We start from the raw sequence: 25,367 nt of genomic DNA on the forward strand, positions 1-25,367 counted from the left end.
TGAATGTATTACCTTGAACTCATTGAAAGGTTTTGGATATTTAACGAAAAGGCAAAGCCAGGTTCGACCGCTATTGCAATGTATCTGTACTTACTAAAAACAGCAAAGGCTTGTGATGCCTATGATTTTAAAGTCTCTGATGTTGTTTTGGGCAAAGAGCTTGGATTGACGAGACCAACTGTAAAGACAGCAAAAGAAAAGCTCCGTGATTTAGGATTGATCAGGTTTCAGACTAAAAATGGCGTTTCGGGATCCTACAGGTTGATCTTGAGTTATCCTTTAGAAGCCATAGCACCCGAAAAAGTGAAGAGTTCTGAAATTCAGATGACACCACCTTTTCAAGAACTTAAAGATGATCTGAATCTGAATGTACCAAACCTTGGAGTTAAAATCACTTCCAGCAATATAGATCAAAAAATCAACGCTCAATCAATTAAACCTGCAAATGAAAATAGTAATATTCCTGTGTTAGAAGAGTTCTTGGCGTATGCTCGGACATTAGCAGCTTATCAATCTGAATTAGATGAACTGATCAAAGATAAATATCACAGCTGGAAAGATAGCGGGTGGAAAAACAATTCTGACAGGCTCATCACCAATTGGAAATCTTCGTTGAAAAGTACCCTCCCTTTCTTAAAAAATGCTGCTCACGATGATCAGCTATCAATACAAACCATTCCGGATATTAAAAGGCCAAAGTCCAACTTTGGTAAATAGCAATACGCTCAAATACTAAGAAAGAAGCAGTTCAAAATTAAAATTTTATGGCGTTTCAGGAAAAGGATCTGCGGCTGATCCGCAAAGAGTTTGAAGATAAGACCGAAAAGAATCCGGCAAGGATCAGGTTGGGGAATCATTTTGTAGACGATTTCATTTTTGAGGATCACGAAGCCGCTGATATCCCGATCAACGCTTTAAGGGTGATCTTCAATATCATCTCCATCATAAGCAGCGAACAATTCCGTCCTGAAGATCGACCGAAACAGCTTTCATTATTTGATAAAGAATTTGAGACTGAGAACAACATCTTTGCTTCGATGAAGATCAGAAATAACAAGATCTCTCCAAGCGGTTCAACCAAACAGGTTGTCGATGCCTATGAATTTCTTGCAAAGTTTAAGATGAGCTGGTACAAGTCCGTAAATTCCAATGGAAAAGAAATTAAGACTTTTGGCGGACTTATCTCAACGCCTAGTTATGATCACAGGGGTTATACCAGCTTTTTGATAAGCAGTTATTGGCTGAAGAAACTGATGGTCATTCCGGAGTACAATTATGTGCTGTACAATCTGGTATATAATATCCGAAACAACAAACACATCATTTTCGCCATCTGGCTCTCAAAGCTGCCCGCTAATGGAACTGCCGTAAAGCTATCTACGCTGAATAAAAAATTTGGACTGAATTATAAGACCGCCAATGATTTCTGTTTCAAATTTCTGAAGCCAGCAAGGCTGAGCTTGCACCAATACAATAATCTGTCATTTAGTTACAGGTACAAAGGAGATTCCATCTTTATCTTTCCTTATCATACCAAAATCAGCACAGACATTGATCTTTCTGTTAAAAATACAGGTCAACCTGAGATCACCAGGAGATTAAGATATTTCAGGAAAAGATATGGTCTGCAGGAAAATGAGATGGTTCAGTTTAATTATCAGTACAGAAATATTGCGCAGACCCGTGAGCTGATTGAAAAAGCTTTCAGGGAATTTATCAGATCTAACAGATCAATGGGCATAAAGTCAACTTCATTCCAGGGGAAAGCATTCTTGATTGAGATCCAGGAGATCATCATCAGATTATACAGGAATACAAGAACGGGAAACTTGCTGCCAAACGGATATCCTGTTATTATATGAATTCGGAATTGCGCTCATTCGTATTTCGGAATTGCACTCATTCGAAAGTCGGAATTGCACTCGCTGAAGTTAAGATCGTCTTAAAATTTGGATTTTTTGAGTCTTGTTTTCGGAATTGCGCTCATTCCAAATTGTTTAGAGCGTGAATAAGTAGAGGAAAATGTGGATAAACCGGATAAACAATTGAAAAGCAAAAATTCAATTAGGAATTGCGCTCATTCTTATAAAGGTTGTTTCTCGTATTGGCACTCATTGATGTTTCGGAATTCCGCTGATCTGTGATTCGGAATTCCACTCGTTCCAAAATGACGTCAAACCTTTTATGAGAAGCTGATAAGGCGGCTGGTTAAAAGTACTCTGAAAAGAAATAAAAAGTCTTTTTTTATTAAAAAGGAACTGGGCTTAGAAATTTTGCTTTAAAAAGAAAAAAAATGAATTGCGAAAAAATAAAAGAGAGCGTTAGCATCAGAACGATTCTGGAATCATTTAATCTTTTGCCTGCAAAAGAAAATCGGAAAACGGCTTTCTATTTTGCTTTGGACAGAGAAGAGAAAATTCCCAGCTTATCGGTTGATTTTGTAAAAAATAAAGCGTTTGACTTTGGGACAGGGAAGAGTTATGATGTGATCTCGATCGTTCAGCAGATCAACAAATGTTCTGTTTCTGATGCATTGAAGTATCTTCAAAAATTTGATTTTTCCGCTTCTGAGAAAGAACGTGTTACAGAGATTGATCACAGTAAAAACTTTGATATTATCCAAGTTGGAAATGTCCGACATCCGGCGTTGATCCAATACTTAAAATGCCGAAAGGTCTTTGACCAAAGACATTTGGTGAAAGAGATCGTTTATCGATTAGACGGTAGAAAGTTCTTCGGAATAGGATTCCTGAATGATTCCGGAGGATATGAAATCAGAAATAAATATACCAAGATCTGTTTGGGTCATAAGGATGTGACCTGGATAAAAAACGGGTGTAATACAAATAATGAAGTTATAATCTTTGAAGGTTTTTTTGATTATCTCACCTACAGAATGATAGAAAAAGAGGAAAATTCAATTCCTGATCATTTGATCCTGAATTCCACGGCAATGCTTTTTAAAGTGAAGGACAAATTAAAAGCTTATCATAAAATTTCTCTTTTCCTTGATAATGATCGTAATGGGAAAGCTAGCAAAAAAATGATTCAAAATGATCACGATAATGTAGAAGACTGTTCTTTATTTTATATCGATTTCAAAGATCTGAACGAATGGTTCTGTAATTTCAATGAAAAATTATGACTTCTGGTACTTGTTGACTGCCTCTTCAATATCTTCTTTGATAAACTCCCAATACTTTCCCTGAAGACATATAGGGTCGAAATCGTCATCAGCAGATGTGAAGTCAATAAAATTCTTTAAGATCAAATCCCTGTCGTGACCGTACGGATATCGCTCTTCGTGAAGCTCCAGCATCTTGCCGATACCATAATTCGGGAGGCACTCGTGCAGATCCCAAAAATCTTTTTTACGACCGCCTCTTTGAACAACATCTATTTTCATTGCAATGATCTCCTCAGTCGTCGCCATTCTTATTTCATCAACTGTCAGTAAAGGCCGTATGAAAGTATCTGTGTAATAGATATCGAGTTTTACGGTATTGTCTTTATCAGTTCCTATGAGATAGGATTTTCCCATTGCCGGCTCAAGATCATTGGAAGAATCTACATATTTAAAAGCAGATCTGAGAAAACGGTCCAGATCATTAAAATCAATACTTCCATACATGGTATCACTGAACAGGTCTATGTCTATAGACATCCGATGACCCAACTGAAGGCTTAAAGAGGTTCCTCCCACAAGCCTGAAATCTTTAAAGACTTCTGAAGCCATCAGGATCTGCAGGCTTTCTTTCAGCAATTCATTGACGGTATTGTAATACATATTGCTCATTATAATTTTTTATGCAGCTTCATTGGTTGCGTAGTGGTTGACTTTAATGCTGCTTCAACTTTTCTTTTTCCGTAGAAACGGATGGTTTCATTTCTTTCATCATCGTTACCGCGTTCAAAAACCCTTTTTATAACTGCCTTATGCTGTCTGTTCCAGTCAATCCGGTCGATATCGGTGTCCCAGAACAAAGACCTTCGAAGAACTGAAAGTTTTGGAGTTTCTTTCATTTTATCCTTTTCAAGCTTGATGTCATAATAACTTTGAAGGATAACGATGCTCCCTTCTTCCAATTGGAGTTCTTTCTCGATCTTCAGTGCAAGGGCAACGGGAATCTTTCTTTTTCCATTGGTTATGTTATTAATGGACTGAGCAGATTCACCGATAGATAAAGCAAAAGGACGCTTTTTAAGCGAACGCTTCTCCAGCTCCCGTTCAAGAACGATTCCCGGGTGTATCCCTTTATATTTTAACAGTGATTTCATAATACAAATATAAACAAATTTGTTTACATATTTTGAAGGCTTATATTTTTGAAATTGAAATAAGCCAGTTTCTGATATTGAATTTTACATTCCGAAATATCATCGACCATCTATGTAATTAAGTACAACTGATGTCTTGCTTTTTACTAATGCAAATGTAGGACAGCATCAGTCACACCAAAAAATATTTTTGGGTTTCTATAAAAATTCTTTCCACACGTTCCAATAATTTTTCCAGACACTCCTGAATCCTGCGGACAAAAACATTTCGGGCCTTATCCTCCAATGCCTTGGAGGCTCGCGGTTTTATGTGCCTGATACTTTCCTATGATCATCGGCAAAGAAAAAGCCGGAACCTCAGTTATACGAATCAATCACATCACAGACGGTCTTTGACATCAGCGGAAAAATAATAAATCAAAAAACGGAAAAAATGCTTTTCCAATTCAGTAAAAGAAAAGAAAAGCCGAGTGTCCTCGGAACCAAATCAATCAGATCTGAAAATTTAAAATCAACAAAAATCAATTATTAACATTTAAAACCGAAAATTATGAACATCGTAGGCAGAATTACTAAAAACGCAGAAATCAACACTTTGAAAAATGACAAAAAAGTAGTGAATTTCTCAGTAGCCACCAATGATAGCTACAAGACTAAACAGGGGGAACGCAGAGAAGAGACAACGTATTACAATTGCTCGTACTGGATCAGTGAGAATGTGGCAAAGATCCTTACCAAAGGGACTTTGGTCGAGTTAACAGGCAGAGTGAGTTCCAATGCGTGGATCGGTAAAGACGGAGAAATCAGATCAGGTCTTAATTTCCATACATCAAACATCAAGTTGCACGGCGGTGGTCAAAAAACGGAAACTGTTCAAACAGTCAAATCAAAACCACAGAACGCCAAAATAACAGAAGGAGAAAATGATGATGATCTGCCATTCTAATTATTAACAATCAAAATATCAACAAAATGAAAATATCCAATATTCCAACCGATTACCTTTTGATAAAGGCTTTTAACGAATCCGAACTTTGTGACTTTGCAATTATCAATACAACAATAGAGTGGAAAGAAATACAAAAGGAAAGGCTCAACAGTGTAAAGGCATTTGAAAATGACGATTCATTTAAATGGCTCAATTATAATGACGAGGCAGTAGATTTTTACCGCTATTCCAACGATAGTTATCCCGAGATTCAAAAATGGCTTTGTGGCGATTCTGTTCTTTTTATCGAAACCAATGAAGAGGAACTAAAAAATCTGAAAGGAATAGATTTTAAATTGTCGAGTTATCAAATTCAGGTATTCAGTAACGGCAACGCTGTTTACAGCTGTTTCGAAAAGAATTTAGGCGATGAATTTTGGACATCCGAATTTTCATTGAAAGAGCTAACCAACTAAAACAAGAATATGCAGACCAATTTTTTCAGACAGATCGCAAAGCTTGATCTGACAGGAGATTTACAGATCATACTTCGAAATACTACAGATAATAGTTTCGTTCTTTCCGTATTGCTCAATAATGAGCAATGCGGTGACGAAGCAAAGAAAATGATTCCGCCCCTTAATTTAAGAGGTACAGCGGAAGAATTGGATAATGGATTTTTTGAAAGTATTTCTATGCCATTACAAACTGCTTCCGGATTGATGGTCGATATGGAATCTTTTATGAAGCAACTCGAAGAAACCAAGCAGAAATCAGCGATGGAAAAGGAGAAAACTGATAAAGAGAACAAGGAAAGGGAAGCGAAGGTCAAAAAAGTACAAAGAATGCTTGCAGAAAGCCGAAGAACTTGAAAAAGAAGGGAAATATAAGGATGGCTGGACTGTACTTCCGAAAATTACAGATTATCCTGAATATACTGATACCATCCGCAAAAAGCAGGATGAGTACGAAAGACATTTTGCACCAAGTCTTTTTTCTGAAACCACGACTAACGATTTTACGGAAAATCAAGTCATTTCTTAACCCCAAAATTCTAAACTATGTTATTAGCAACGCAATTAGAACGAGTTTTTATACTTAAAGACAACGAACAGGAAATCAGACTGAACGACCCCGAACCAAAATGGAGCGTAGAATCGGTAATGAATTTACGCCAATATGTACCCGATTTTGACAACTGCAAAAGTATCTTCACCACTAATAAAAGATGATGCAATAGAGTACAAATTTGAGAGTGTAATTGGGACGAAAGGTTAAAACAAAATTTTAAAACGATGAATTATGCAACGCAACATCATATCGGGAATTATCAAAATATCCGAACAGAAACGAAAACGGCAATTGCACCGACAGTTGGGCTAGTTCGCCAATTGGATGCAAAGACCAAAAGATGCAAACCAAGTGCAGAAAGACAAGCAGAAATCCGTACCGATAGCAATGTTACCAATGGTATTCTAAAGTGTACGTTTCTGCCAAAACTGAAAACAGCACAATCCGTACAGGCTTGTCAGAAAACGGAGAGGGATTTTTACAAGTCCCTTTCCACACTTGCCGCGCATTACAGCATTGAGTCAATGCAGACGAAAGATTTTGATTTTCCCTACAATATAACCTTGGCTATGTGGGATATGGAAACCAAAGTAAAACGCAAGAATAGCAATTGGAATGGTTTTACGTTGATACAGGATAGCAAGAAAACCTACTTCACAAGCGAGGAACGATACAACACAGGTACAACCTTGTACTATATTCCTATTGTGCCACTCTTTAAAATGCTTAAAGACCTAAAGCGTAAAAAGACCGCACAGCTCCTACTATCGGTGTGTAGTTATCTCTACCACATTGCCCAAATTCCTTATTACAGACAGGAAAAAAGTTATTTGTATTGGTTATATGAAATGTACAAAGATTGGGTGGAGCAGGACGAGCAAACAAACGATATTGAAAAGTATAAATGTGAGTTAAGAAATGCCGAATATACAGGCGATAAGATAGAACAAAAGCTATCCAACCGTATCAATCTACAGGTATTTGAACAGCGTTTGAACCTATTTAAAATTGCTGACGCGTTCGATAGCGAATGCTGGCAAGTTGCTCACAATGCGTTTGCACTTCTTACAGAATATCCGAGCGCAACCATTTTCAGAAATGCACCTTTGCCCGAACAAGACCCTTATGATAATGACGAGAATGAAATAATCGGAATGGAAAAGTACATTTCATTTATCGCAGACACAAAAGGTTGGTTATACGAAAGTCTCTCAGATACCATCAACAATGAATTTAACGAATACGGAGCAATGGAAGAACCGACAATTTCCAAGCGATTTGACGGAAGTGAGATACTAACAGCCAACCTCGATTTTGAGAACCGTTTATTTGATTTATTGAGTGATTTAAGTGGATTATTATACGAATACAAAACAATAGAAAAATGAATAATACAACCGACATAAAAGACTATTTTGGCACCTTATACTATCCAAAATCTGCATTGGTTTTCTATGTAACCAAAGGAGCTGAAACCGATATGTATGTGGAGCATTTTGATATGGACAGCAATGGAATACCTATCAATGCCCATCCATTAACCGTAAAGGAAGCTAACGTTTTAGTCAAGTCCTTACAGACCGATGAAGAAAAGAACCAAGCCTTTTTAAAACCAAAGGGAATCTTGTCGACCAATATCCTGCATATCAATCCGAATGCTGAAAAAGGTATGGCGCTATGGTACACCAAAACAGAACAACGAAAACTATATTTTGTGGATAGTTTGGGCATACCTAATGGAATGGCACAAGTACCGCCAATGCTGTGGTTAGCGAGCAAAAGCAGTCTTTGTGTATTTGCTTTGACAAGCGACAGAAGACCAACGGAAAAAACGCCATTGCATTATGCGCCTTTTTTCAATATCTACGAAAAAGGCAATGTATGTATGGGTACGGTGAGCATTGATATTACAAATTCGGCTTCGGTTGAGGAATTTATACAAGCTTGGGAACATTATTTTTTCAATTCCTATTTCAGCCATTCATTATGCGAAAACTTGACGAAAAAAAACATTGTGAACCTTTGGAAAGACCTTATCAATACTTATAAACCCTTTCCTAAAGAAGTATTGAAAAAGAATAATAAAACCCTTAAAAATCTATTGTGATGAATACGACAAAAACAGCAGTTCATTTTACGGACAACTATTTACTCAATCCTACCAACCGATTTCGGTAAACATTATCGGAGCAGGTGGCACAGGCTCAAAAGTATTGACCGCCTTAATGGAGATAAACGAGAGTTTGATAGCATTGGGACACGCAGGGTTGCAAGTCCGTCTTTGGGATGATGATGTTATATCGAGTGCTAATTTTGGCAGACAGCGTTTTGCAGAAAGTGAAACAGGATTATACAAATCCGTTGCTTTAATCAATCGGTGTAATCGCTGGGCAGGTACAAATTGGAAAGCCGAAACGATAAAATTTGAAAAAGACAATTTTGGCAGACTGCCCGAAAAATCAAGGGCAATAATTACCATTACTTGTGTGGACAATGTACAGGCGAGGTTTGGCGTAGCTGAAATTCTTAAAGAAATTACCTACCGCAGACATTACCAAGACGAGCCAAAATATTGGTTGGATTTTGGCAACAGCCAACATACAGGGCAAGTGCTACTATCCACTATTGGAGAGATAAAGCAACCCAATTCAGAGAAATACCAAACAGTGGCAAGCCTGCCATCTATTACCGATGAATTTGGCGAATTACTGAAGCAATCCGAACAAGAAGACAGCACACCAAGTTGCTCACTTGCAGAAGCATTGGAATATCAAGATTTGTTCATCAATTCATCATTGGCACAGATGGGTTGCTCCTTATTGTGGAACTTGTTTCGTAGGGGAATGACCGAATACAAAGGATTTTTTCACAATCTGAAAGATTTCTGCACCCACCCGATAAAAGTCGCCTAAAAGCCGGAATCGGCGAGCAAAAATGCGATTCCTCCCTACGGTCGGAAAAGCATTTTTGCGATTTAAAGCGGATGCAACACTTTGTCAAAATGAACAGCTACACAATACCCCTCTCGTACATTTTACCAAACAGATTGCGAGTTTTTTGCGTGGGATATTCGTTATCCCATTTGTTATATTTAGCACTTACTTCTTCTTCTTCTTCTTTTTAATTCACAAAGCAGTCCAATTAAAGTAAGTGCAGTGAGTACCATACTAAATTGTTAACGATAAGGTTTTATTATAGGCGACTCTCTAGGTTGCTTTTTAAAAGAAACTTCGCCTGAATCGACTTGGAGGGTATTCCGAGCGTCTGTAGGTCTGGTTTTGAAAAAAGGTTGCGGATTCACATTTAAGTACTAAGCATAAAAATAAACTTTTAAAGATAGATTTTCTTGATTAAATTTGTTCAGAACAAAACCTCAGAAATGATTTATGCTGTACCGACAAAAAAAGGATTAGGAATTGAGATATGGGGAACCCGTGATGATTTGGAATACCTTTATGAAATTATTTCCAAATTCTGGAATAACGAATCTTTCTACCATATCAAAGGTTACGAAGACAAAAACAAATTGATCAGCAGTTTTTCGTATGAGATACGAAAAGCATCCTACGGAAGCAGGTTAACAAAAGATCATAGTCATTATTCCATTGAAGAAATTCCTTATGTCGGGTTGAAAATTTCCTGGCCGCATATTGTGTTTTCCATTGTTGCACTAAAATACAATATGAGAATGGTCGATACTAATAAAGGTGATATTGCAATGTTTCTACATCTCGAATACTGGATAGAATTGGCGATGGAAAATTATGATTCTGCCGGAACCAAAAAACTCTTACCTTATCTCAATGGTGCTGTAAATGCGGGGAACGAATATTTGTATCTGTTTATGAGACATATTAATGCGTCATTTTTTGAAATGAACGGCGGTAAGAATTCTTATAGAAAATTAGCAGATCTAATGAGAGTTTCTATATATTCTTCAGAAGAGTATTATGACCTATTAATTTTTCTTCAATCGGAGGCGAAAAAGTATAATTGTAACATAGAAGATCTGGAATTAATTAATGATGATAAAATATATGAAATAGAATGGTAGGTCATTCAGCTAAAATGACATAAAAATGAAAAATGAATCACTACAATCTTTGCTTTAAGGATTAAATGAAAATGGCAAAATGTCTAGTCTAATATATCTTAGACCTATAAGTTCAAATGTGGATTTTGCCAAAATATGGGTTGATATACCCAAATTGACAGATAGTGTGACTTCATCTGATGGACCTGGGAATTTTTATCTGATAAAAAATGTAGAGAACATCTTTGTAGCTATTGTATACGATATGGTAAGAGATTTACATTGGTTTGTACTACCGGGATGCCGAGGGATGGGATATTTGACAAGTGCCTTGGAGCAAAGTATTATTCCTCATTTGTTTTTAAAGAGAGATGAACAAAGAATAACAATCAACGAAGCTGAAATAGGTAAGGATAATTTTACAGCTTCCGAAAAAGTGGCGCTCAGGTTGGGCTTTATAAAGAGCGATAATAATGATGGTGAATATTTTTTGTCGAATAATTGTTCTAATTCGGAGGATTCTAATTTCGGAAATGATTCAGTGATTTCCTATGATAGAATGAATGAACTAAAAAAGCATATCAATTATGTGAGCAGGTCTCTTTGGACAATACAGACTGAAATTGAAATGAAGCTTGGACAAACCGATTACTCTGACGAATTAAAGGATTTAGTCCACGAAATTAGAAATCACACCTGGAAATTAGAGGATTTTTGGTGGACAAGAAATACTGATAATAATATTAGGTAAGAAATCTCATCAGTTCTATAATTACTTGAATGACAGAAGATAATTAAAATCGATTTCAAATTTTCTCTTTTCATCCAATTTATCATACCTTTCCTTGACCAAGGGAAATTTATTTGCAATATTTTTTATCATTATACTGGTCATCAGATAGGAATAAAAAAGCATAAGATAAAGGGTTTCCTTCATATGTTCGTGTTCCATCAGATGTTTGGTCTCCTTTAACTGAAGAGCGAGAATGCCTTCTGAATGGGCATAAACAGAAGCCATATAATAGAGTTTTGAGAATACGCCCGTTTCACTGAATTTCGATTCTAAAAATAGAGTGTCCCAACTTTTAAACAATTTTTCCGGAACCATTTTCCAGCAAGCTTTTTTTTTGTTTCTCGGAAAGTTTTTGAAAAATTTCATTATTTGAAATGCTTTTTTGTAATCTTGCAATTGCTTATTGTTCATTCTCAAACCTCTCCCTGTCAATTGCTGTCGACCGAGAGAATACTTTAGACCTTAGCATCATAGAAGACATAATCCACGACTCAAATCTTAATTTTTGTTCGTTTTCACAATCGGAATTTATGTATAAATGCTGATACATTAATAGAGACTCATACTGTGACCTCACAATTGTAATAATCGAAGACAGATCTAAAAACTTAATATGTGGAGCTTTGTTCTCGTAAAAATTAGATTTGATTGAATGTCCTCTTGATAGCTCTAACAAGCTTAAATTCTGAAGGTGCAATTTAATGACCAATTGTTCAGAGTACATATCTTTCTCCTGTAGCTTTATGTTTTTTTCCGCTAAGATTTCGTGTAGATATATCATAGTATCAGAAATGTCGAACATCCTCTTCTTTATTTCGTCAATATTTCTGCTTTCGTACAACTTGTAAAATTCTAATACCCAAGTAGTCTCTTTTCCTAAATCCATTTCTTATCTGCTTATTTAGTCAAATTTATTGAATTATCATTTTATATCTTATTGATTTCATTGTTATACTTAGATATTTGTTCAACTCAGGGTATTATAAATGGAACTTAAGTCCTTCTTGTATCTGCGTAAAGAAACGATAGATTTAATATCCTACCTGTATAAAATAATATAAGTTCATTCTGGAACCTGTGTAAAACAAGCACAAGTGTAATCTTATACCTAGGTAAAATAGTAAGGTTGATTTGTTAGCCTGCGTAAAATGACTAAAGCTTAAGCCTTCGTTAACACAATAAAAGATTTGTTTTTATCAGCCTGTGTAATTTAAATACAGGTCATTACTTAACCTGCGTGAACAAGATAAAGGTTCAATCTATACCTGCAAAATTATAATACAGGATAATATTTTCTTAAAATATTGTGATTTTTTTTCTCTCTATGACAATACTGATTTAATATAAATGAATAATTATCAGCGTTATAAATTGTACAAAAATTCTTTTTCAGAGCTCTGAAAAAAACGGCACACTTGTATGGCAAGATGTGTCTTTGTACCCACAAATTTTGGCAAATTTTCGAGTACAAAGACACATCTTGCCTTTTCTGCAAAAAGGAGAAAAAAACGGCGGAACTTGTTTTTTTATTTTGAATAAAAGTAAATTTAAGATTCCAAACTAATCCAATTAATTCTTTTTTATTTTTTTTTAAATCCAGATTGATCCAAACTGATCTCATTTCGCCCAAGCCTCTGTAAATCTATTGTTTTCGCCGTTTTTATTCTCCAGATTTGCAAAAGCAATATTAATCAGAACACAATGAAAAAATTATTTAGCGTCTTAATATTTGTTTTAGCAATCCATATTAAAGCTCAGGTTGGAGTTAACACTCAAACACCTTCAGCAACTTTAGATATTGTCGGTAAACCAGATTTGCTCAATCATTTTGATGGAATAATTCCCCCAAGAATAACTGGTGACCAACTTGCAAATAAAAATTATTCAATATTGCAAAAAGGTGCCATTGTTTACGTGACTCAACCTGCATCAAATCTTTTAGGGCAAGTCATTCATATTGTAGAAGAAGGTTACTACTATTTCAATGGTCAGTATTGGAATCAGATGTTTAAAGAGCCTAATTATTACGATGCTCTCATCATATTGGACGAAACGCTTTCTGCAAATACTATTTCTGCGCAAACCTCGTGGAACACATACCTTCCTTTTCCTACAAATCCTCGGCAGCATACATTATCAACTAAAATATATAGATTAGGAACATCAGGTATGGGAATAACTGGGCAAATTGATGCGAGGCGAATAGGAACAATTGGCTATTTGGATGTAAGTATAATTTGTTCAACACCCATCACGTCAAACTACGTAATACTGAATCTTTCAAAACCATTACGGGATTTAGGTTTTATGTCGGATGGGAGTGTGGGTTCACTGAACAATATTTTAGTAAGTGGGAACTCAAATGGAATTAGTTCAGGAGTAGAGCAGGGCATTATTTCATTAACGAACGTTGATTTCAATCTACTTCTTTGGAAAAATCAAATCGAAAAATTTACCGGTACCATAAAAGGCATGACCATTTTTCCGATTAATTATCTGAATGTAATTGAATGATAAATAAGAAGGATATTAAGAAGAAATATTACATTAAAATAAGGATTTCCATCATCCAGAAAGAAAAGTGGAAAAAAGCCTGTTCAGAAAAAAAAATCTCTTTAACAAGTCTGATTATTAATTCTGTTGAAAATAGATTTATGGACAACGAGAGAAGAAAAGTATTAGCGTTCATAGAAAAGCAGGATAACATCTTTGGAAAGATTGAAAACAATATTAATCAGGTAGCAAAAATAGCAAATAGTCAAAAATTTATCAGCGAAAATGAAATCAGAAAATTCTCGAATAAGTTATCAGAGATCATAATTCTGAAGAAAGAACAGAACGAAATGTTTACAAAAATCTACGCAATGCTATCAAGATGATTGTTAAGATTATGGATCCGGCAGGTTCCAGTTTTCCAGGAGTTCATTATAACGATAAGAAAATTGACAAAGGAACCGGAGAATTAATGCTGATGAAAAATTTTCCTTCCTTTATCAACGAATCAAGCAGGAAGGAAGAAGTAAAAAACTATTTAAGAGCTATTTCGATAGGAAATAAAAAAGTAGTTAAACCTCAATTTCACGCTGTGATCTCTACGAAATTTCAAGGACATTCGAAAGAAGAGATTACTAAGATAGCGGAGAATTTTATGGATGAAATGAAATATGGCGGACAGCCTTTCATTGTGGTTTTTCATAGTGATACCGATAATAATCACGCTCATATAGTTACTACAAGAGTCGATAGACAGACAGGAAAAAAGATCAATGACAGTTATGAAAGGCTTAAAGCCCAAAAAGCATTAAGCGTCACAATGGAAAAATTGTATGGTCAGAAACCGGAAGAAGAACTGGAAAAACTGCTGAACTACAAAATAAGTTCGCTTAATCAGTTGGCAACTCTACTCAATAGAAATGGATATAAGATAGGCAAAAACACAAATGATGAAAATTCTTTTAACATTTTAAAAAACGGGGTAATACAGCAAACACTTTCAGGAAATCAGATTGTTTTTGATAACAGTAAAAATGATAAAAGGGCAAAACAGATCAAAGCCATACTAAGCAAATACAAAGAATTGTATTCTAATAAGGTTTTTAAAGTGGAAGATAAAAGACATCAAGAATCTATGCTCCCAAAAGAAAAATTACGGGAAAATGATTTAAAAATAAAAATCGGTTTTGAAAGTGAGCTTCAAAAGAAGTTGAAAGATGTTTTCGGAATCGATATGGTTTTTCATCATAAAGAAGATAAAAATCCTTTTGGCTACACCGTGATCGACCATAAAACAGGAAAATTATACAAAGGAAGTGATATTATGAAAATGAATGACGTGTTTGAATTTACTTCTGACAAACTTGATAAGAAGATTTTTGAAATACTGAAGGATTATAATATCCGTAACCAGGAAACAAAAAATATCCTGATTGAATTTTTTAAGAAGAATAATCAGGAAGCGGAAATCAAGGACTTTATGCTTTTTGAGAACCGAGGAAAGAAAGATTTGGAAACCTACCGAAGAGTCCAATTTGAATTAAAGGACTTTATTAGAAATAGCAAAAACACAAATGATGAAAAAAAAGATATTTCTATAACAACTGGGGTAGACGGAAACCTTTATGCGGTTCATACCAGATTCCATTACGTCGGTGAACTTCAACAATTAATAGGAGAAAAGGAATATCAAAAATTTCTGAATCCAAAAGGCGTAAATGAAATGCAGACAGAAAACCGGACCGAAAACAATGAGAAATCAGAATTAAACAAAGCCATTAACGAGATGCTGTTTGAGTTAATGAAAAGTTCGGGAACTGCAAAAGACCCTGCTGAAAATGAATTCAAAAAAAGACGAAAAAAGAGACGATAAAGTTGATAGAAAAATCATCTTCAGTCCAATAAAAATCAACTAAAACTTATGATCATCACATTTGCTACCCAAAAAGGAGGATCCGGAAAAACGACATTAGCCATCGCTTTTGCCAATTATATTTCCGCACTTTCAGAAAGTAAACTCAATGTTTTCGATTTTGATTATCAGAAATCATTCTATCACAAATGGAAAGAAGATGAGCTGTTGGAAATTCCAAAATTGTACGATGTAGAAATTATTGGCGAGGAAGAAGAACAGCCTTTTTCAGACTTTGAAACTCTCATCAATTTAAAAGAAAGCGATGAGATTAACCTCTTTGATTTGGCCGGAACGCTCGATGCAAAATACAGTGATTTGCTCATTTACAGTGATTTTATCGTAACACCTTTTGAGTATTCCGATGTTTCTGTAAAATCGACTTTGGTCTTCATCAATATGCTAGGACTACTGGAAAGTGAGGCCGAAAGAATATTTATTCGTTCCAAATATGATAAGGGTTACAAGTATCTGAATCAGGAGGAAATGGACAGTGAGCTCGCAAAATATGGAATGCTGCTGCCAAGTCCGGTATTCAAAAGAAATTGCCTACAAACTATTAATACCAGAAGCCTGATAAGTAAACAAAAATATGCAGTAGAACATACATTCGATGAACTTATAAAATACATCAATGAAACCTCAAAAATCAAAATACAAGTAATTAAAAAGAAGGAAAAAATCAAAGATTCAATACCAACATAAAACAACGATTGACTGACAACTAAATCAATAAAAAATGATAAAAATCTCACTTACCATTCTGGCTGTTTATCTGATGTATTATGCAGGTAACATTGTATACGATCTGTTTCTGAAGAAAGAAAAAGAAAGTTATAAACAAGAGACTGAGGAATTTTCCTTGTGCGAAATTTCTGACCAGTACGAAGATCTTACTGCAACTATAGGGATTGAAGATGTAGAAAATCTCAACACTCCCAAATCCTTTAATAAAAATCCAATCCATTCCGATTACACTGAAGGAAGTGAAGAAAGACAAGATCTGGAGTATTTGAGGGAACTATTTGAATCTGAACAAGATCTGGATGAATTCGATAATCCATCAAAAAAGGATTTTACCGAAATGGAAAGCCAATCACATCCTAAAAAAGCTGAATCAAGCGAAGAGTCCCTTGAACAGAATGAAAAGACATCAACCGAAAAGGAAAATCAAAAACCTGACGAAGTGATTAGCGAAAACCCAATCACAGTTAGTGTAGACCAGGAAACTTCCAGAATAAAAGAATGGAAGGCGATGCTTAATCTTTCTGAAACCCTGGTTCAAATGGTTGCGAACTACGACGGATACAAAGTTTATCAATCCATCATGTAGGTAGTCAACTTAAACAAAATCTAACGTACTGATTATTAGACTTAACAGTGGATTTCCATCCGTTGTGCGGGACTTCTATGCCCAAAATTTAACACTCAATTGATTATTAACCCTTTATAAAATTTTTGAATTATGATGAAAAATTTTTTCGCAAAAAACGTGACAACAAAAAAAGTTCTAACCCTAGCCTTAGCAATTATGGCGATAACCCCAGCATTTGCCCAAGGTGGTGCAACAGCAATTTCGAATGCTGCAAGTGATATTACAGATTATTGGGACCCCGTAAAGCTGATCTTGAAAGCAGTGGGAGGATTGGTTGGTTTCATCGGAGGTCTTCGGGTTTATAACAAATGGACGAATGGCGACCAAGATGTCAACAAAGAGATCCTTGGTTATGGAGGAGCGATGATCTTCTTGATTGTAGTTCCGGAATTCGTAACAGCATTCTTCGCTTAGGATGGGATTTTACCTTTATAAGGGGCTGAAAAAGCCCCTTGTATTCTTCGGACTCAAAGGGAAGTACATCTTTTACGCAGTTGGTATTATCGGAGGCGGGGTCATTTCAGCATTGGTACTCTCGAAGTTCGGTCTCTTAGGATCTTTACTGGGTCTCACAATCACCGCCGGAGGTGTTTATCTCATTTTCAGAAGACAGGACAAATATGGTTTGTATGACAAAACCAAAAACTTCAATCAGATATTAATTTTTCCAAAAAGGTTAGACAGTAAAAAACTTTTAAAGAATGGCAACAACAACAAAAAAACAAGCATTTAGCATTCCCTTTATCGGCTATGATTATGCAAAAGATTTCAATTGGGATTTTGACGTACTTTTCGGACACTACGGGAATCCGATTATTGGCATAAGGATAAAAAACATTGTAGAACAGTACTCGGCGGATCCGGATAGCTATCTCAATTTCCACACAGTGTTAAATCATGTGGTATCGATCATTGGAGAAGGAAGAATTGTTCAGAAGCTCGATATTTTTTCTAAAAAAAGATACACCGCTGAACAATCAAACCAATTTTTACAACAAAAATATTCGGAACATTTTGACGGCAGGCTTTTCAAAACCATTGAAACGGTGCTTTTGTTTACAGATATCATCGATGATCAGCTGAAAAAGAAAATGAAGCATTATCATTTTTCAGATAAAAGCTACAAAGAATTAAGGGATAAGTGCCAAAAAGTATTGATGCTTTTGAAGCAGAACAATTGTGAACCTGAGTTTCTATTTAAGAAAGATTTCGAATACTATATTTCCGGAGTTTTGTCGATGCAGTTTACCGAATCTCCGGTATTCGATAATATAAAAAGCACCAACGAATTTTTACAAATAGGAAAAAGGTTTGTAAAAAACATCTCTTACGTGGATGTCGAAAACATCGATTTACCATCGGAAATTGAACCTTATTCTATTCTCGGCGGCAATGGTGCCGCAGCAGAAACGGCTGTAGATAATTTCAGTTTTATCAATGAACTGGAAGACTACGAAACGATTGTCTATAACCAGATCATTAATATTCCGCTTCAGGCACAACAACAAAGGGAGCTTGATAAAAAAAAGAAAAAGCACGAAGGAGCAGCTAACAATTCTCCGTCCAACGCGATTATAGCAGATGAAATTCAGACCCTGCTTCATAATATAGCGATTGACGGACAGCTCGTTGTCAATGCTCATTTTTCAATCTTATTTTCCGCAGATACTTTGGAAAAAATGGAGAACATTCAGTCGATGATTGAAAATAAGCTTTTTACGAAAGGAATCATTGTTTCTAAAAATGCCTATAACCAATTGGAACTCTTTCGGTCAGCGATTCCGGGTAACGGAACAGAACTCAGGGAGTACGATCTATTTATGACGACAAGCGAAGCGGCCTTGTGTTTTTTTTTTAAGGAAAGTTACCCTGTCAATGAAGAATCGAATTTCTACCTGAGATTTACAGACAGACAAGGCGTTCCGCTGAAAGTAGACCCATCAGATTTGGCGATGAAAACGGGAAGAATAAACAACAGGAACAAGTTTGTTTTAGGACCCAGCGGGTCAGGCAAGAGTTTTTTAATGAATAATATCATCGAACAATATCTTACTTATAATTATGATGTGGTCATTGTTGATACAGGAGATTCTTATTCGGGGACATGTAAATACAAAGGAGGCAGATATATCCAATACACCGAAGAAAAACCGATCACGATGAATCCTTTTCTGATGGATAAAAAAGAATTTAATATCGAAAAAATCGAATTTTTAACCAACCTGATCTTCCTGATTTGGCAAGGTCCTGATTCTTCGATGTCATCAGCACAAAAGTCCATATTAGATAATGTATTGATGTCCTATTACCATCAATATTTCAACTCAGGAACGCCGTGGTATGAAAATAAAACTTCTGAAGAACTCATTCTATATTTGGGTAAATACAACATTCACGAAGAGGATCTTTTTTCTGAATATGAGAATGAAGCCAAAGGACAGCATACATATTATGATATACTAGGAATTGCTTTCGACGCCAGTTCCGATGAAATAAAAGAAGCAGGAAGAAAATTGTTGAAATTTTATCATCCTGATAAGAACATCAATAATCCTGAATATGAAAGTGAAAATTTCTATAAAGTCTATGAAGCGTATGACACGCTGAATGATGAAGAAAGAAGGAAGATATACAATGAAACTCAGCTGATTTTACTCAAGTCGAATGACATCATCAGACAACCCAGATCAGATGAAGAATGGAATGAATCTTTTAGAAAAGCGATCATCAGGAAAATTAAGGAACTGGAAGAAAAGCTAGTGGTGACGGAGCTTTCGTTCAATGGCTTTTATGATTATTGCGATCAATTTCTTCCTATTTACTTAAATAACAAGAAACATAATATCATAGAAAAGGAATTCAATCTTCGCACATTTTTGTTTGTGCTGAAAGATTTTTACAAAGGCGGAAGGTATGGAACAACACTAAACGAAAGTGCAGATAATACGCTTTTTGACGAATCTTTCATCGTTTTTGAAATTGATAATGTAAAGGATAATCCCAAACTCTTTCCGATTGTAACACTCATTATTATGGACACTTTCATTCAGAAAATGCGCCTTAGAAAAGATCGCAGAAAAGCCTTGATAATTGAAGAAGCGTGGAAGGCCATTGCGAGTAAATTAATGGGAGGCTACATCCTTTATTTATATAAAACGGTGAGGAAATTTTGGGGAGAAGCTGTGGTGGTAACGCAGGAGCTGGATGATATTATTGGGAATGCGGTTGTAAAAGATTCTATCATCAATAATTCAGACACTTTTATATTGCTTGACCAGACCAAATTCAAGGACAATTTCGACAAGATTGCATCACTGCTTTCACTCAATAAAGTAGAGCAAAACAAGATTTTTACTATCAATAATCTGAATAATAAATTTGGTAGAAGTCGTTTTAAAGAATTTTACTTGAAACGAGGTTCCAAAGGCGAAGTCTATGGAAATGAGGTTTCATTGGAGCAGTATTTAACCTATACCACAGAAAAACCTGAAAAATCAGCAGTTGAATATTATGTACATCAATATGGCGACTATGATGAAGCATTGCGCAGAATAGTTGGTGATCTCAAAACCTTCGGAGACAGTCTGGAAAACTTGGTGTCACTCGTGAACTTATATCAAAATCCATTGGATGATAAAATCAATTCCTTTTACAGAATGATGAAAAAAGAACACAGAGGGATGAATGTTTTTAAAGTCATCTCGCAGGAATTGGAAGAACGTAATATCAGTTTTTCAGAATTCGTAAATAAACAACAATATGAAAAAATATAGCATTTTATTTTTAGGTTTTGGAAGTTTTCTTTATTCGCAAAACACCTACATAGACCCAACGTTAACGGCGGCAATGATTCTCTATTCTGAAAATCTGAAAGCCAAACAGAATGAAGTCATTGAAGAAACTTCAAAGTTAAAAGATGCACAAACCTGGGTCGGAACACAGATGGTTGCAGCCAATGACATTCAGAATAAAATTCTGAAAGGCTTGAAAGAAGTTTCAGGAACATTACAGAACGGAATTCAGGCACAGGAAATCTACTCTGAACTCAATAAATGCTACAATTATTCATCTCAGGTTGTTCAATTGGCTTCACAACATCCTGAATATGCTATTTTTGGAGTTAAAGCTTCACAAAAGACGTATGAGCAAAGTCTAAAGATTGTGACCGATGTATCTGACATTCTCGCATCCGGAGAACTGAATTTGGCTACTGCAGGAGATCGATATAAAATCCTTCATAATATTTCCGGTAATGTGAAAAATCTAAAGCTTTGGCTTTTGGCGATAAAGTTACGATTGGAAAAAGCCAATCGATTAGGATTCTGGAATTCAATTAATCCATTTGCCGGCTACATCAATACCGACAAAGGTATTGTTGAAAGTATAATGAACAGGTACAAACGGAATTTTTAAATTTTTCTATTATGAAAAAAAGAATTCTTTTAAGCCTATTTATTCCCGCTGTTTATTTTGTATTGACATCCTCCGGTGGTGGCTCTACACCTGCTTGGCAACAGGAAAATGTATCATTTCCGATGATGGATCTGGAAATCAATGCCACGATGAAAGAACACGACAGGCAAAAAGAAATGCGTCAAAAACAAACAGCAAATGCCACCGTAGAAACTGCCAACAGAGCCCAATGGAACCAATTCAAGGAAAAGATTACCAAAGTTCAGGACAGACTGCGAATTGTTTCATTTGCCATTCAAGCGATACCCACCGGAATAGCAATGAGCAGGGAAATAACCAAAATAACAAACAATCAGACCGCTATTATCAATGAAATAAACGATGCTCCTTATTCCATTATCGCTGTTTTACCTTCCCAGGTTCAGTTTATTGATGATCTTCAAATGGTAACAAGACTCGTAATGGGAATCGTGATTTCTTACGGTGCCATCAATCAAATGGAAAAATCAGAACGTAAAGTATTATTAGACTATGCATTAGGCGAAGTAAAAACATTGAGCAGGAATTCCACACATATGCTTTTGAAGATAAGGGATATTAAAGCCAAAGTAAAACGTAACAAAAGAGCCTTTCAATATTATGTCAATAGGGATAAGCAAGTAGTGGAAAACATCATGAATCACATCAAATCCTTTTAGAAATGAAGAAAATAGTAACCATTGGAATGTTGGTGTTTTCAGGAATCACTTTTAGCAGCCAGCAAATAGTTATTAACGACAAACTTCTGTCACAAATCACCGTAAACCATGGTGTTCGATTAGGAAGTGAGCAAACTTTTTTGGATTCCTATGAAAAGCAAAAAGAACTCTACGATGATATCAATAACAAAATAACACAGATCATTACGATTCAAGAGTATATCTATCAACAACTGAAAAATGTGAATTCGGCGCTTACCCAGAGTAAAAAACTTATTTATCTCTATCAATATTTAGGTAAAATAGTGACGAACTCCAATAAAATGCTTGATCTATCAGCGCAGCATCCTGAATACGCCGTCTTGGTTTCAAAATATTATGTTGAGATAGGTAAGCAAACAATGAAGCTTCAACAAGAAGTTACCCAGGATATTCTCAATGAAGACAAAGATTTTCTGATGGATGCGATGGATAGAGAAATGCTGATTGAAAAGATATTTACAAGAGTCAGAAATATCAACGGAAATATTCTGTACATCAATTTACGGTTAGAGAATGCGAAGAAGATTCCTTATCTGTATCAGGTTCCGGTCCTCCGCAATTACATCAATATAGACAAAGCCATTGTTGGCGACATCATCACTAAATACCATCACCTTTTTAATTAAGAAATTATGGAAAATCTACTAAAAAAAATCAGTCTATTTCAATTTCTTTTGATTGCAATTTCCCTGTTTGGACAAGTCAGTGTGAAGAGATTAAATGACCCTTCCATTGTTGCTCAACATAAAAGAATGGTCTTTCAAGATTGGGGAGATTGGAGGCCTTATCCAAAATATTTTTTAGGCATTCAAACCAATTTTGCTTATGCCACGGTATGGGGAATGTGGGCTCCAAAAATCAACAGGGATTATAAAGATGGGGAAGACATTCGACCATTAAAACCGACAGGGGTTCAAAATCAAAGATTTGCTCAATTGAAGTTTCAGGAGGAAGAAGCAAAAAAAATAAAGGCAGCTTCAGATACCATTCATAAAAGAAGTGTTCAGGATTTTGCCCATTGGACTTCGACAACGGTCGATGCCGATCCTCTTTGGCTTTTGTATTACAAACGAATGCTAAAACCTATTACTGAATTTCCTGATACGCCTCAAAACTTTATCGAATGGCGGCTGAAAGACCAGCAAACTTTTGAAACACTCAGTAATACAGGTACTATAACACGGCTTCAGGAAGAATTGGATCTCATCAAAGAAAAATATTCAATGTCGAGAAGTATGGATATGCCAAGGGGCAAACGGTTCATTATGTACCACGAAACCCTTATCAAGTGGAGAAAATTTGTACGAGAGTTAAGGAAGCACAATAACAAGACAACACTGCTTACAGATTACAAAAACATTTTAAAGAACCATTCAAATTATGCTTTACCACAAGCTTGGGCTCCGGCATCAGACCAGCAAATTGTTCAAAATGTAATGAACCACTATAAACACCGATTTTAAAAATGAATAAAACAACCTTATTATTTTGCCTTTTGACAATATTACTGCCAATTATTGGCTTTGCTCAAACAGATGGCGATTACAGTAATCTACTCCAATTTTTAAAAGGTGACGGTGCTTTTGAGAAATGGTTTATGGAAGTTTTTACAAAGCTGGATAACAGCGTACAAGATAGTGCTGCCGGTTCTGCTTTGGTAGGAAAAGCAATCGGAGGTTTAGGTGCTCTGATGTACCTCGGATATATCGGTTGGCAAATGGCAGCCGGAGACAGAGAATGGGAAATCACCCCGATGCTGAAACCAATTCTTATAGGATTTACCCTTGTTTACTGGAGTGGATTTGTCAGTATGATTCAGGCACCATTTGAGGCCATTGCCGAACCGGGGATTTCAATTTTCAGCGAGATAGAATCAGAAGTTAACGACTTAAGGGTCGAGAGATTTAAAAAGCAGCAGCAATTACTCGATGCTGTCATCAAATTAAAGGCGGAAGAAGATGCCAAACAGGAAGTTATTGAAAATACCACTGAAGATGCAGATGATTCGTGGTATGACATCAGTGAGGGATTGGATAAATTAATCCAACCCATCAAGGAATGGTCCATAAGAATGGAGTTCCAAATGCAAAAATTAGTGGCAGAACTTATTGAATTTTGTTGCCTTTCCATTCTTCGGATTTGTGTATATCTCATTTTCTTCATTCAAAAAATATGGTCTTATATTTTAATTATTTTAGGACCGATAGCTGTTGGAATGGCTCTTATTCCCGGATTTGAAAATTCATTATACAGTTGGGTCTCAAAATTCATCAACATTAATCTTTACACTTTTGTTGCCTATACGATCATCAATATCGGTCAGCAACTCATCGCTTCCGGTTATACAATGGAGATCGAAAGGTATGATACCTTATTATCCAATGGAACCATTACCAACTTAGACGCTTTAATGGTCTATATGAGTAATTCGGGTATGATCTACAACCAGCTTTTTACCTGTGTTGCCTATGTTGTAACCGGCATCGGGGTTTTGATGACTCCAACTATTGCAGACAGTATTGTTTCAGCAGGAGGAGCCGGAGCAATGACGAAAATGAAAAGTGCCGCAGGAAAAATGGCGAGCAGTGCTAAAACAGCAATATTGGCTGCCAAATCAGGAGGTGCTTCAGTAGCAGCAAGTGTAGCAGCAGGTTCCGCTTCGGGAAGGGTTAAGGAAGCGATGAAAAACGGAAAATAATCACAAAAAACACCACAAATGCTTATTAAAAACATAGAACAAAGAATCAAGATCAACAAGATTATTTCAATCTCAACCATTGCTTTTGCTGTTTTCATTGTTATTGCAGGGTTTTTCTTTGCTTACAGAATGATTGAAGATTCCAGAAAATCAATTTACATTTTAGACAATGGTGTTCCGGTACTTGCAAAGCAGACAGATGTGTTGCTGAACCGACCAGTTGAATACAAAGCTCAAATAGAATTATTCCACCGACTGTTTTTCACACTCGCTCCTGATGACACCTATATCAAGGATAATATTCAAAAGTCATTGTATCTCATTGATGACAGCGGAAAAAAGGAATATACAAACCTAAAGGAAAAAGGTTTTTACAATCAGATCATCGCCTCCAGTTCGATGGTCAGTATCCATACCGATTCAATCACGCTGAATATGGAACTAAAGAAATTTAGCTTTTTCGGGAAACAGATGATCACAAGAAAATCTTCTGTCATTACCAGAAAGCTCATTACGGAAGGCTTCTTCGAAGACATCATTAGAAGTCCCAATAATCCTCACGGTGTGATTCTTAAAAACTGGCGAATCATCAATAACGAAGAACTATCCAATCAAAATAAAAACTCTTACTAA

28 protein-coding genes and 2 pseudogenes are annotated in these 25,367 nt (G+C 35.8%); 27 read left to right on the forward strand and 3 right to left on the reverse strand.

Annotation, left to right across the window (positions count from 1 at the left end):
• The first annotated feature begins 3 nt into the window (after positions 1-3).
• From BLT04_RS14715 to BLT04_RS14725, 3 genes are all read left to right on the forward strand, one after another.
• On the forward strand, positions 4-717 hold the full coding sequence (locus tag BLT04_RS14715) for a hypothetical protein (RefSeq protein WP_089756552.1): 714 nt from the start codon (positions 4-6) through the stop codon (positions 715-717).
• Between the two features lie 47 nt (positions 718-764).
• The gene (locus tag BLT04_RS14720) at positions 765-1,862 is read left to right on the forward strand and encodes a hypothetical protein (RefSeq protein WP_089756553.1); all 1,098 of its coding nucleotides are present in this window, start codon (positions 765-767) and stop codon (positions 1,860-1,862) included.
• Between the two features lie 431 nt (positions 1,863-2,293).
• A complete protein-coding gene (locus BLT04_RS14725) occupies positions 2,294-3,145 on the forward strand; it encodes a toprim domain-containing protein (RefSeq protein WP_089756554.1) in 852 nt (283 codons plus the stop codon).
• Here BLT04_RS14725 and BLT04_RS14730 read toward each other — a convergent pair.
• Complete coding sequence (locus tag BLT04_RS14730) at positions 3,140-3,796, reverse strand: nucleotidyl transferase AbiEii/AbiGii toxin family protein (protein ID WP_228421978.1); 657 nt, start codon at positions 3,794-3,796, stop codon at positions 3,140-3,142. The two genes, BLT04_RS14725 and BLT04_RS14730, sit on opposite strands and share 6 nt — an antisense overlap.
• A complete protein-coding gene (locus tag BLT04_RS14735) occupies positions 3,796-4,278 on the reverse strand; it encodes a helix-turn-helix transcriptional regulator (RefSeq protein ID WP_089756555.1) in 483 nt (160 codons plus the stop codon). Before BLT04_RS14735 ends, BLT04_RS14730 begins: the two co-directional genes overlap by 1 nt.
• Before the next feature lie 550 nt (positions 4,279-4,828).
• Between BLT04_RS14735 and BLT04_RS14740 the strand changes: the two genes are divergently transcribed.
• The 10 genes and pseudogenes from BLT04_RS14740 to BLT04_RS14780 all read left to right on the forward strand — a co-directional run bounded on the left by BLT04_RS14740 (position 4,829) and on the right by BLT04_RS14780 (position 11,061).
• Positions 4,829-5,224, forward strand: coding sequence for a single-stranded DNA-binding protein (locus BLT04_RS14740; RefSeq protein WP_089756556.1), 396 nt, complete (start codon positions 4,829-4,831; stop codon positions 5,222-5,224).
• Between the two features lie 26 nt (positions 5,225-5,250).
• Positions 5,251-5,682, forward strand: coding sequence for a hypothetical protein (locus BLT04_RS14745; protein WP_089756557.1), 432 nt, complete (start codon positions 5,251-5,253; stop codon positions 5,680-5,682).
• Positions 5,683-5,691: 9 nt separating this feature from the next.
• Entirely contained in the window at positions 5,692-6,078 is a 387-nt protein-coding gene (locus BLT04_RS14750) for a PRTRC system protein E (protein ID WP_262484153.1), read from the forward strand.
• Entirely contained in the window at positions 6,005-6,250 is a 246-nt protein-coding gene (locus BLT04_RS19085) for a hypothetical protein (RefSeq protein WP_262484158.1), read from the forward strand. The genes BLT04_RS14750 and BLT04_RS19085 overlap by 74 nt, the downstream gene beginning before the upstream one ends.
• Positions 6,251-6,267: 17 nt before the next feature.
• Positions 6,268-6,484 (forward strand): annotated as a pseudogene (locus BLT04_RS14755) (PRTRC system protein C).
• 17 nt (positions 6,485-6,501) lie between these two features.
• The gene (locus tag BLT04_RS14760) at positions 6,502-7,665 is read left to right on the forward strand and encodes a hypothetical protein (protein ID WP_089756558.1); all 1,164 of its coding nucleotides are present in this window, start codon (positions 6,502-6,504) and stop codon (positions 7,663-7,665) included.
• A complete protein-coding gene (locus BLT04_RS14765) occupies positions 7,662-8,384 on the forward strand; it encodes a PRTRC system protein B (RefSeq protein ID WP_089756559.1) in 723 nt (240 codons plus the stop codon). Before BLT04_RS14760 ends, BLT04_RS14765 begins: the two co-directional genes overlap by 4 nt.
• Positions 8,384-9,189 (forward strand): annotated as a pseudogene (locus BLT04_RS14770) (PRTRC system ThiF family protein). The gene BLT04_RS14765 and the pseudogene BLT04_RS14770 overlap by 1 nt, the downstream one beginning before the upstream one ends.
• A gap of 467 nt (positions 9,190-9,656) precedes the next feature.
• Positions 9,657-10,331: a DUF6904 family protein gene (locus BLT04_RS14775; RefSeq protein WP_089757296.1), complete on the forward strand. Its 675-nt coding sequence runs from the start codon at positions 9,657-9,659 to the stop codon at positions 10,329-10,331.
• Between the two features lie 79 nt (positions 10,332-10,410).
• Positions 10,411-11,061 (forward strand): GNAT family N-acetyltransferase, encoded by a 651-nt coding sequence (locus BLT04_RS14780; protein ID WP_089756560.1) that lies wholly within the window; start codon positions 10,411-10,413, stop codon positions 11,059-11,061.
• A gap of 21 nt (positions 11,062-11,082) precedes the next feature.
• Here BLT04_RS14780 and BLT04_RS14785 read toward each other — a convergent pair whose 3' ends face one another.
• Positions 11,083-11,469, reverse strand: coding sequence for a hypothetical protein (locus BLT04_RS14785; protein ID WP_139166258.1), 387 nt, complete (start codon positions 11,467-11,469; stop codon positions 11,083-11,085).
• A gap of 1,335 nt (positions 11,470-12,804) precedes the next feature.
• Between BLT04_RS14785 and BLT04_RS14800 the strand changes: the two genes are divergently transcribed.
• From BLT04_RS14800 to traK, 14 genes are all read left to right on the forward strand, one after another.
• Positions 12,805-13,617, forward strand: coding sequence for a hypothetical protein (locus BLT04_RS14800; protein ID WP_089756564.1), 813 nt, complete (start codon positions 12,805-12,807; stop codon positions 13,615-13,617).
• Entirely contained in the window at positions 13,614-13,982 is a 369-nt protein-coding gene (locus BLT04_RS14805; protein WP_089756565.1) for a hypothetical protein, read from the forward strand. The genes BLT04_RS14800 and BLT04_RS14805 overlap by 4 nt, the downstream gene beginning before the upstream one ends.
• On the forward strand, positions 13,979-15,469 hold the full coding sequence (locus BLT04_RS14810) for a relaxase/mobilization nuclease domain-containing protein (RefSeq protein WP_089756566.1): 1,491 nt from the start codon (positions 13,979-13,981) through the stop codon (positions 15,467-15,469). The genes BLT04_RS14805 and BLT04_RS14810 overlap by 4 nt, the downstream gene beginning before the upstream one ends.
• Positions 15,470-15,517: 48 nt before the next feature.
• On the forward strand, positions 15,518-16,213 hold the full coding sequence (locus BLT04_RS14815) for a ParA family protein (protein WP_089756567.1): 696 nt from the start codon (positions 15,518-15,520) through the stop codon (positions 16,211-16,213).
• Positions 16,214-16,247: 34 nt separating this feature from the next.
• Entirely contained in the window at positions 16,248-16,841 is a 594-nt protein-coding gene (locus tag BLT04_RS14820) for a hypothetical protein (RefSeq protein ID WP_089756568.1), read from the forward strand.
• Between the two features lie 135 nt (positions 16,842-16,976).
• Positions 16,977-17,297: a DUF4134 domain-containing protein gene (locus BLT04_RS14825; RefSeq protein ID WP_394331117.1), complete on the forward strand. Its 321-nt coding sequence runs from the start codon at positions 16,977-16,979 to the stop codon at positions 17,295-17,297.
• Position 17,298: 1 nt separating this feature from the next.
• Positions 17,299-17,616: a DUF4133 domain-containing protein gene (locus BLT04_RS14830; protein WP_089756570.1), complete on the forward strand. Its 318-nt coding sequence runs from the start codon at positions 17,299-17,301 to the stop codon at positions 17,614-17,616.
• A complete protein-coding gene (locus tag BLT04_RS14835) occupies positions 17,585-20,656 on the forward strand; it encodes a TraG family conjugative transposon ATPase (protein WP_089756571.1) in 3,072 nt (1,023 codons plus the stop codon). Before BLT04_RS14830 ends, BLT04_RS14835 begins: the two co-directional genes overlap by 32 nt.
• Positions 20,643-21,296 carry a hypothetical protein gene (locus tag BLT04_RS14840; RefSeq protein WP_089756572.1) on the forward strand — a complete coding sequence of 218 codons (654 nt, stop codon included), beginning with the start codon at positions 20,643-20,645 and terminating at the stop codon, positions 21,294-21,296. Before BLT04_RS14835 ends, BLT04_RS14840 begins: the two co-directional genes overlap by 14 nt.
• 11 nt (positions 21,297-21,307) lie before the next feature.
• A complete protein-coding gene (locus tag BLT04_RS14845) occupies positions 21,308-21,994 on the forward strand; it encodes a hypothetical protein (protein WP_089756573.1) in 687 nt (228 codons plus the stop codon).
• Positions 21,995-21,996: 2 nt separating this feature from the next.
• Positions 21,997-22,662 carry a hypothetical protein gene (locus tag BLT04_RS14850; protein WP_089756574.1) on the forward strand — a complete coding sequence of 222 codons (666 nt, stop codon included), beginning with the start codon at positions 21,997-21,999 and terminating at the stop codon, positions 22,660-22,662.
• A 6-nt stretch (positions 22,663-22,668) separates the two neighbouring features.
• The gene (locus BLT04_RS14855; RefSeq protein WP_089756575.1) at positions 22,669-23,499 is read left to right on the forward strand and encodes a hypothetical protein; all 831 of its coding nucleotides are present in this window, start codon (positions 22,669-22,671) and stop codon (positions 23,497-23,499) included.
• A gap of 2 nt (positions 23,500-23,501) precedes the next feature.
• Positions 23,502-24,734, forward strand: coding sequence for a hypothetical protein (locus tag BLT04_RS14860; protein ID WP_089756576.1), 1,233 nt, complete (start codon positions 23,502-23,504; stop codon positions 24,732-24,734).
• An 18-nt stretch (positions 24,735-24,752) separates the two neighbouring features.
• The gene (traK, locus tag BLT04_RS14865) at positions 24,753-25,367 is read left to right on the forward strand and encodes a conjugative transposon protein TraK (protein WP_089756577.1); all 615 of its coding nucleotides are present in this window, start codon (positions 24,753-24,755) and stop codon (positions 25,365-25,367) included.

The sequence above is a fragment of the Chryseobacterium soldanellicola genome, assembly GCF_900100115.1.
In the GTDB taxonomy this organism is placed as follows: Bacteria; Bacteroidota; Bacteroidia; order Flavobacteriales; family Weeksellaceae; genus Chryseobacterium; species Chryseobacterium soldanellicola.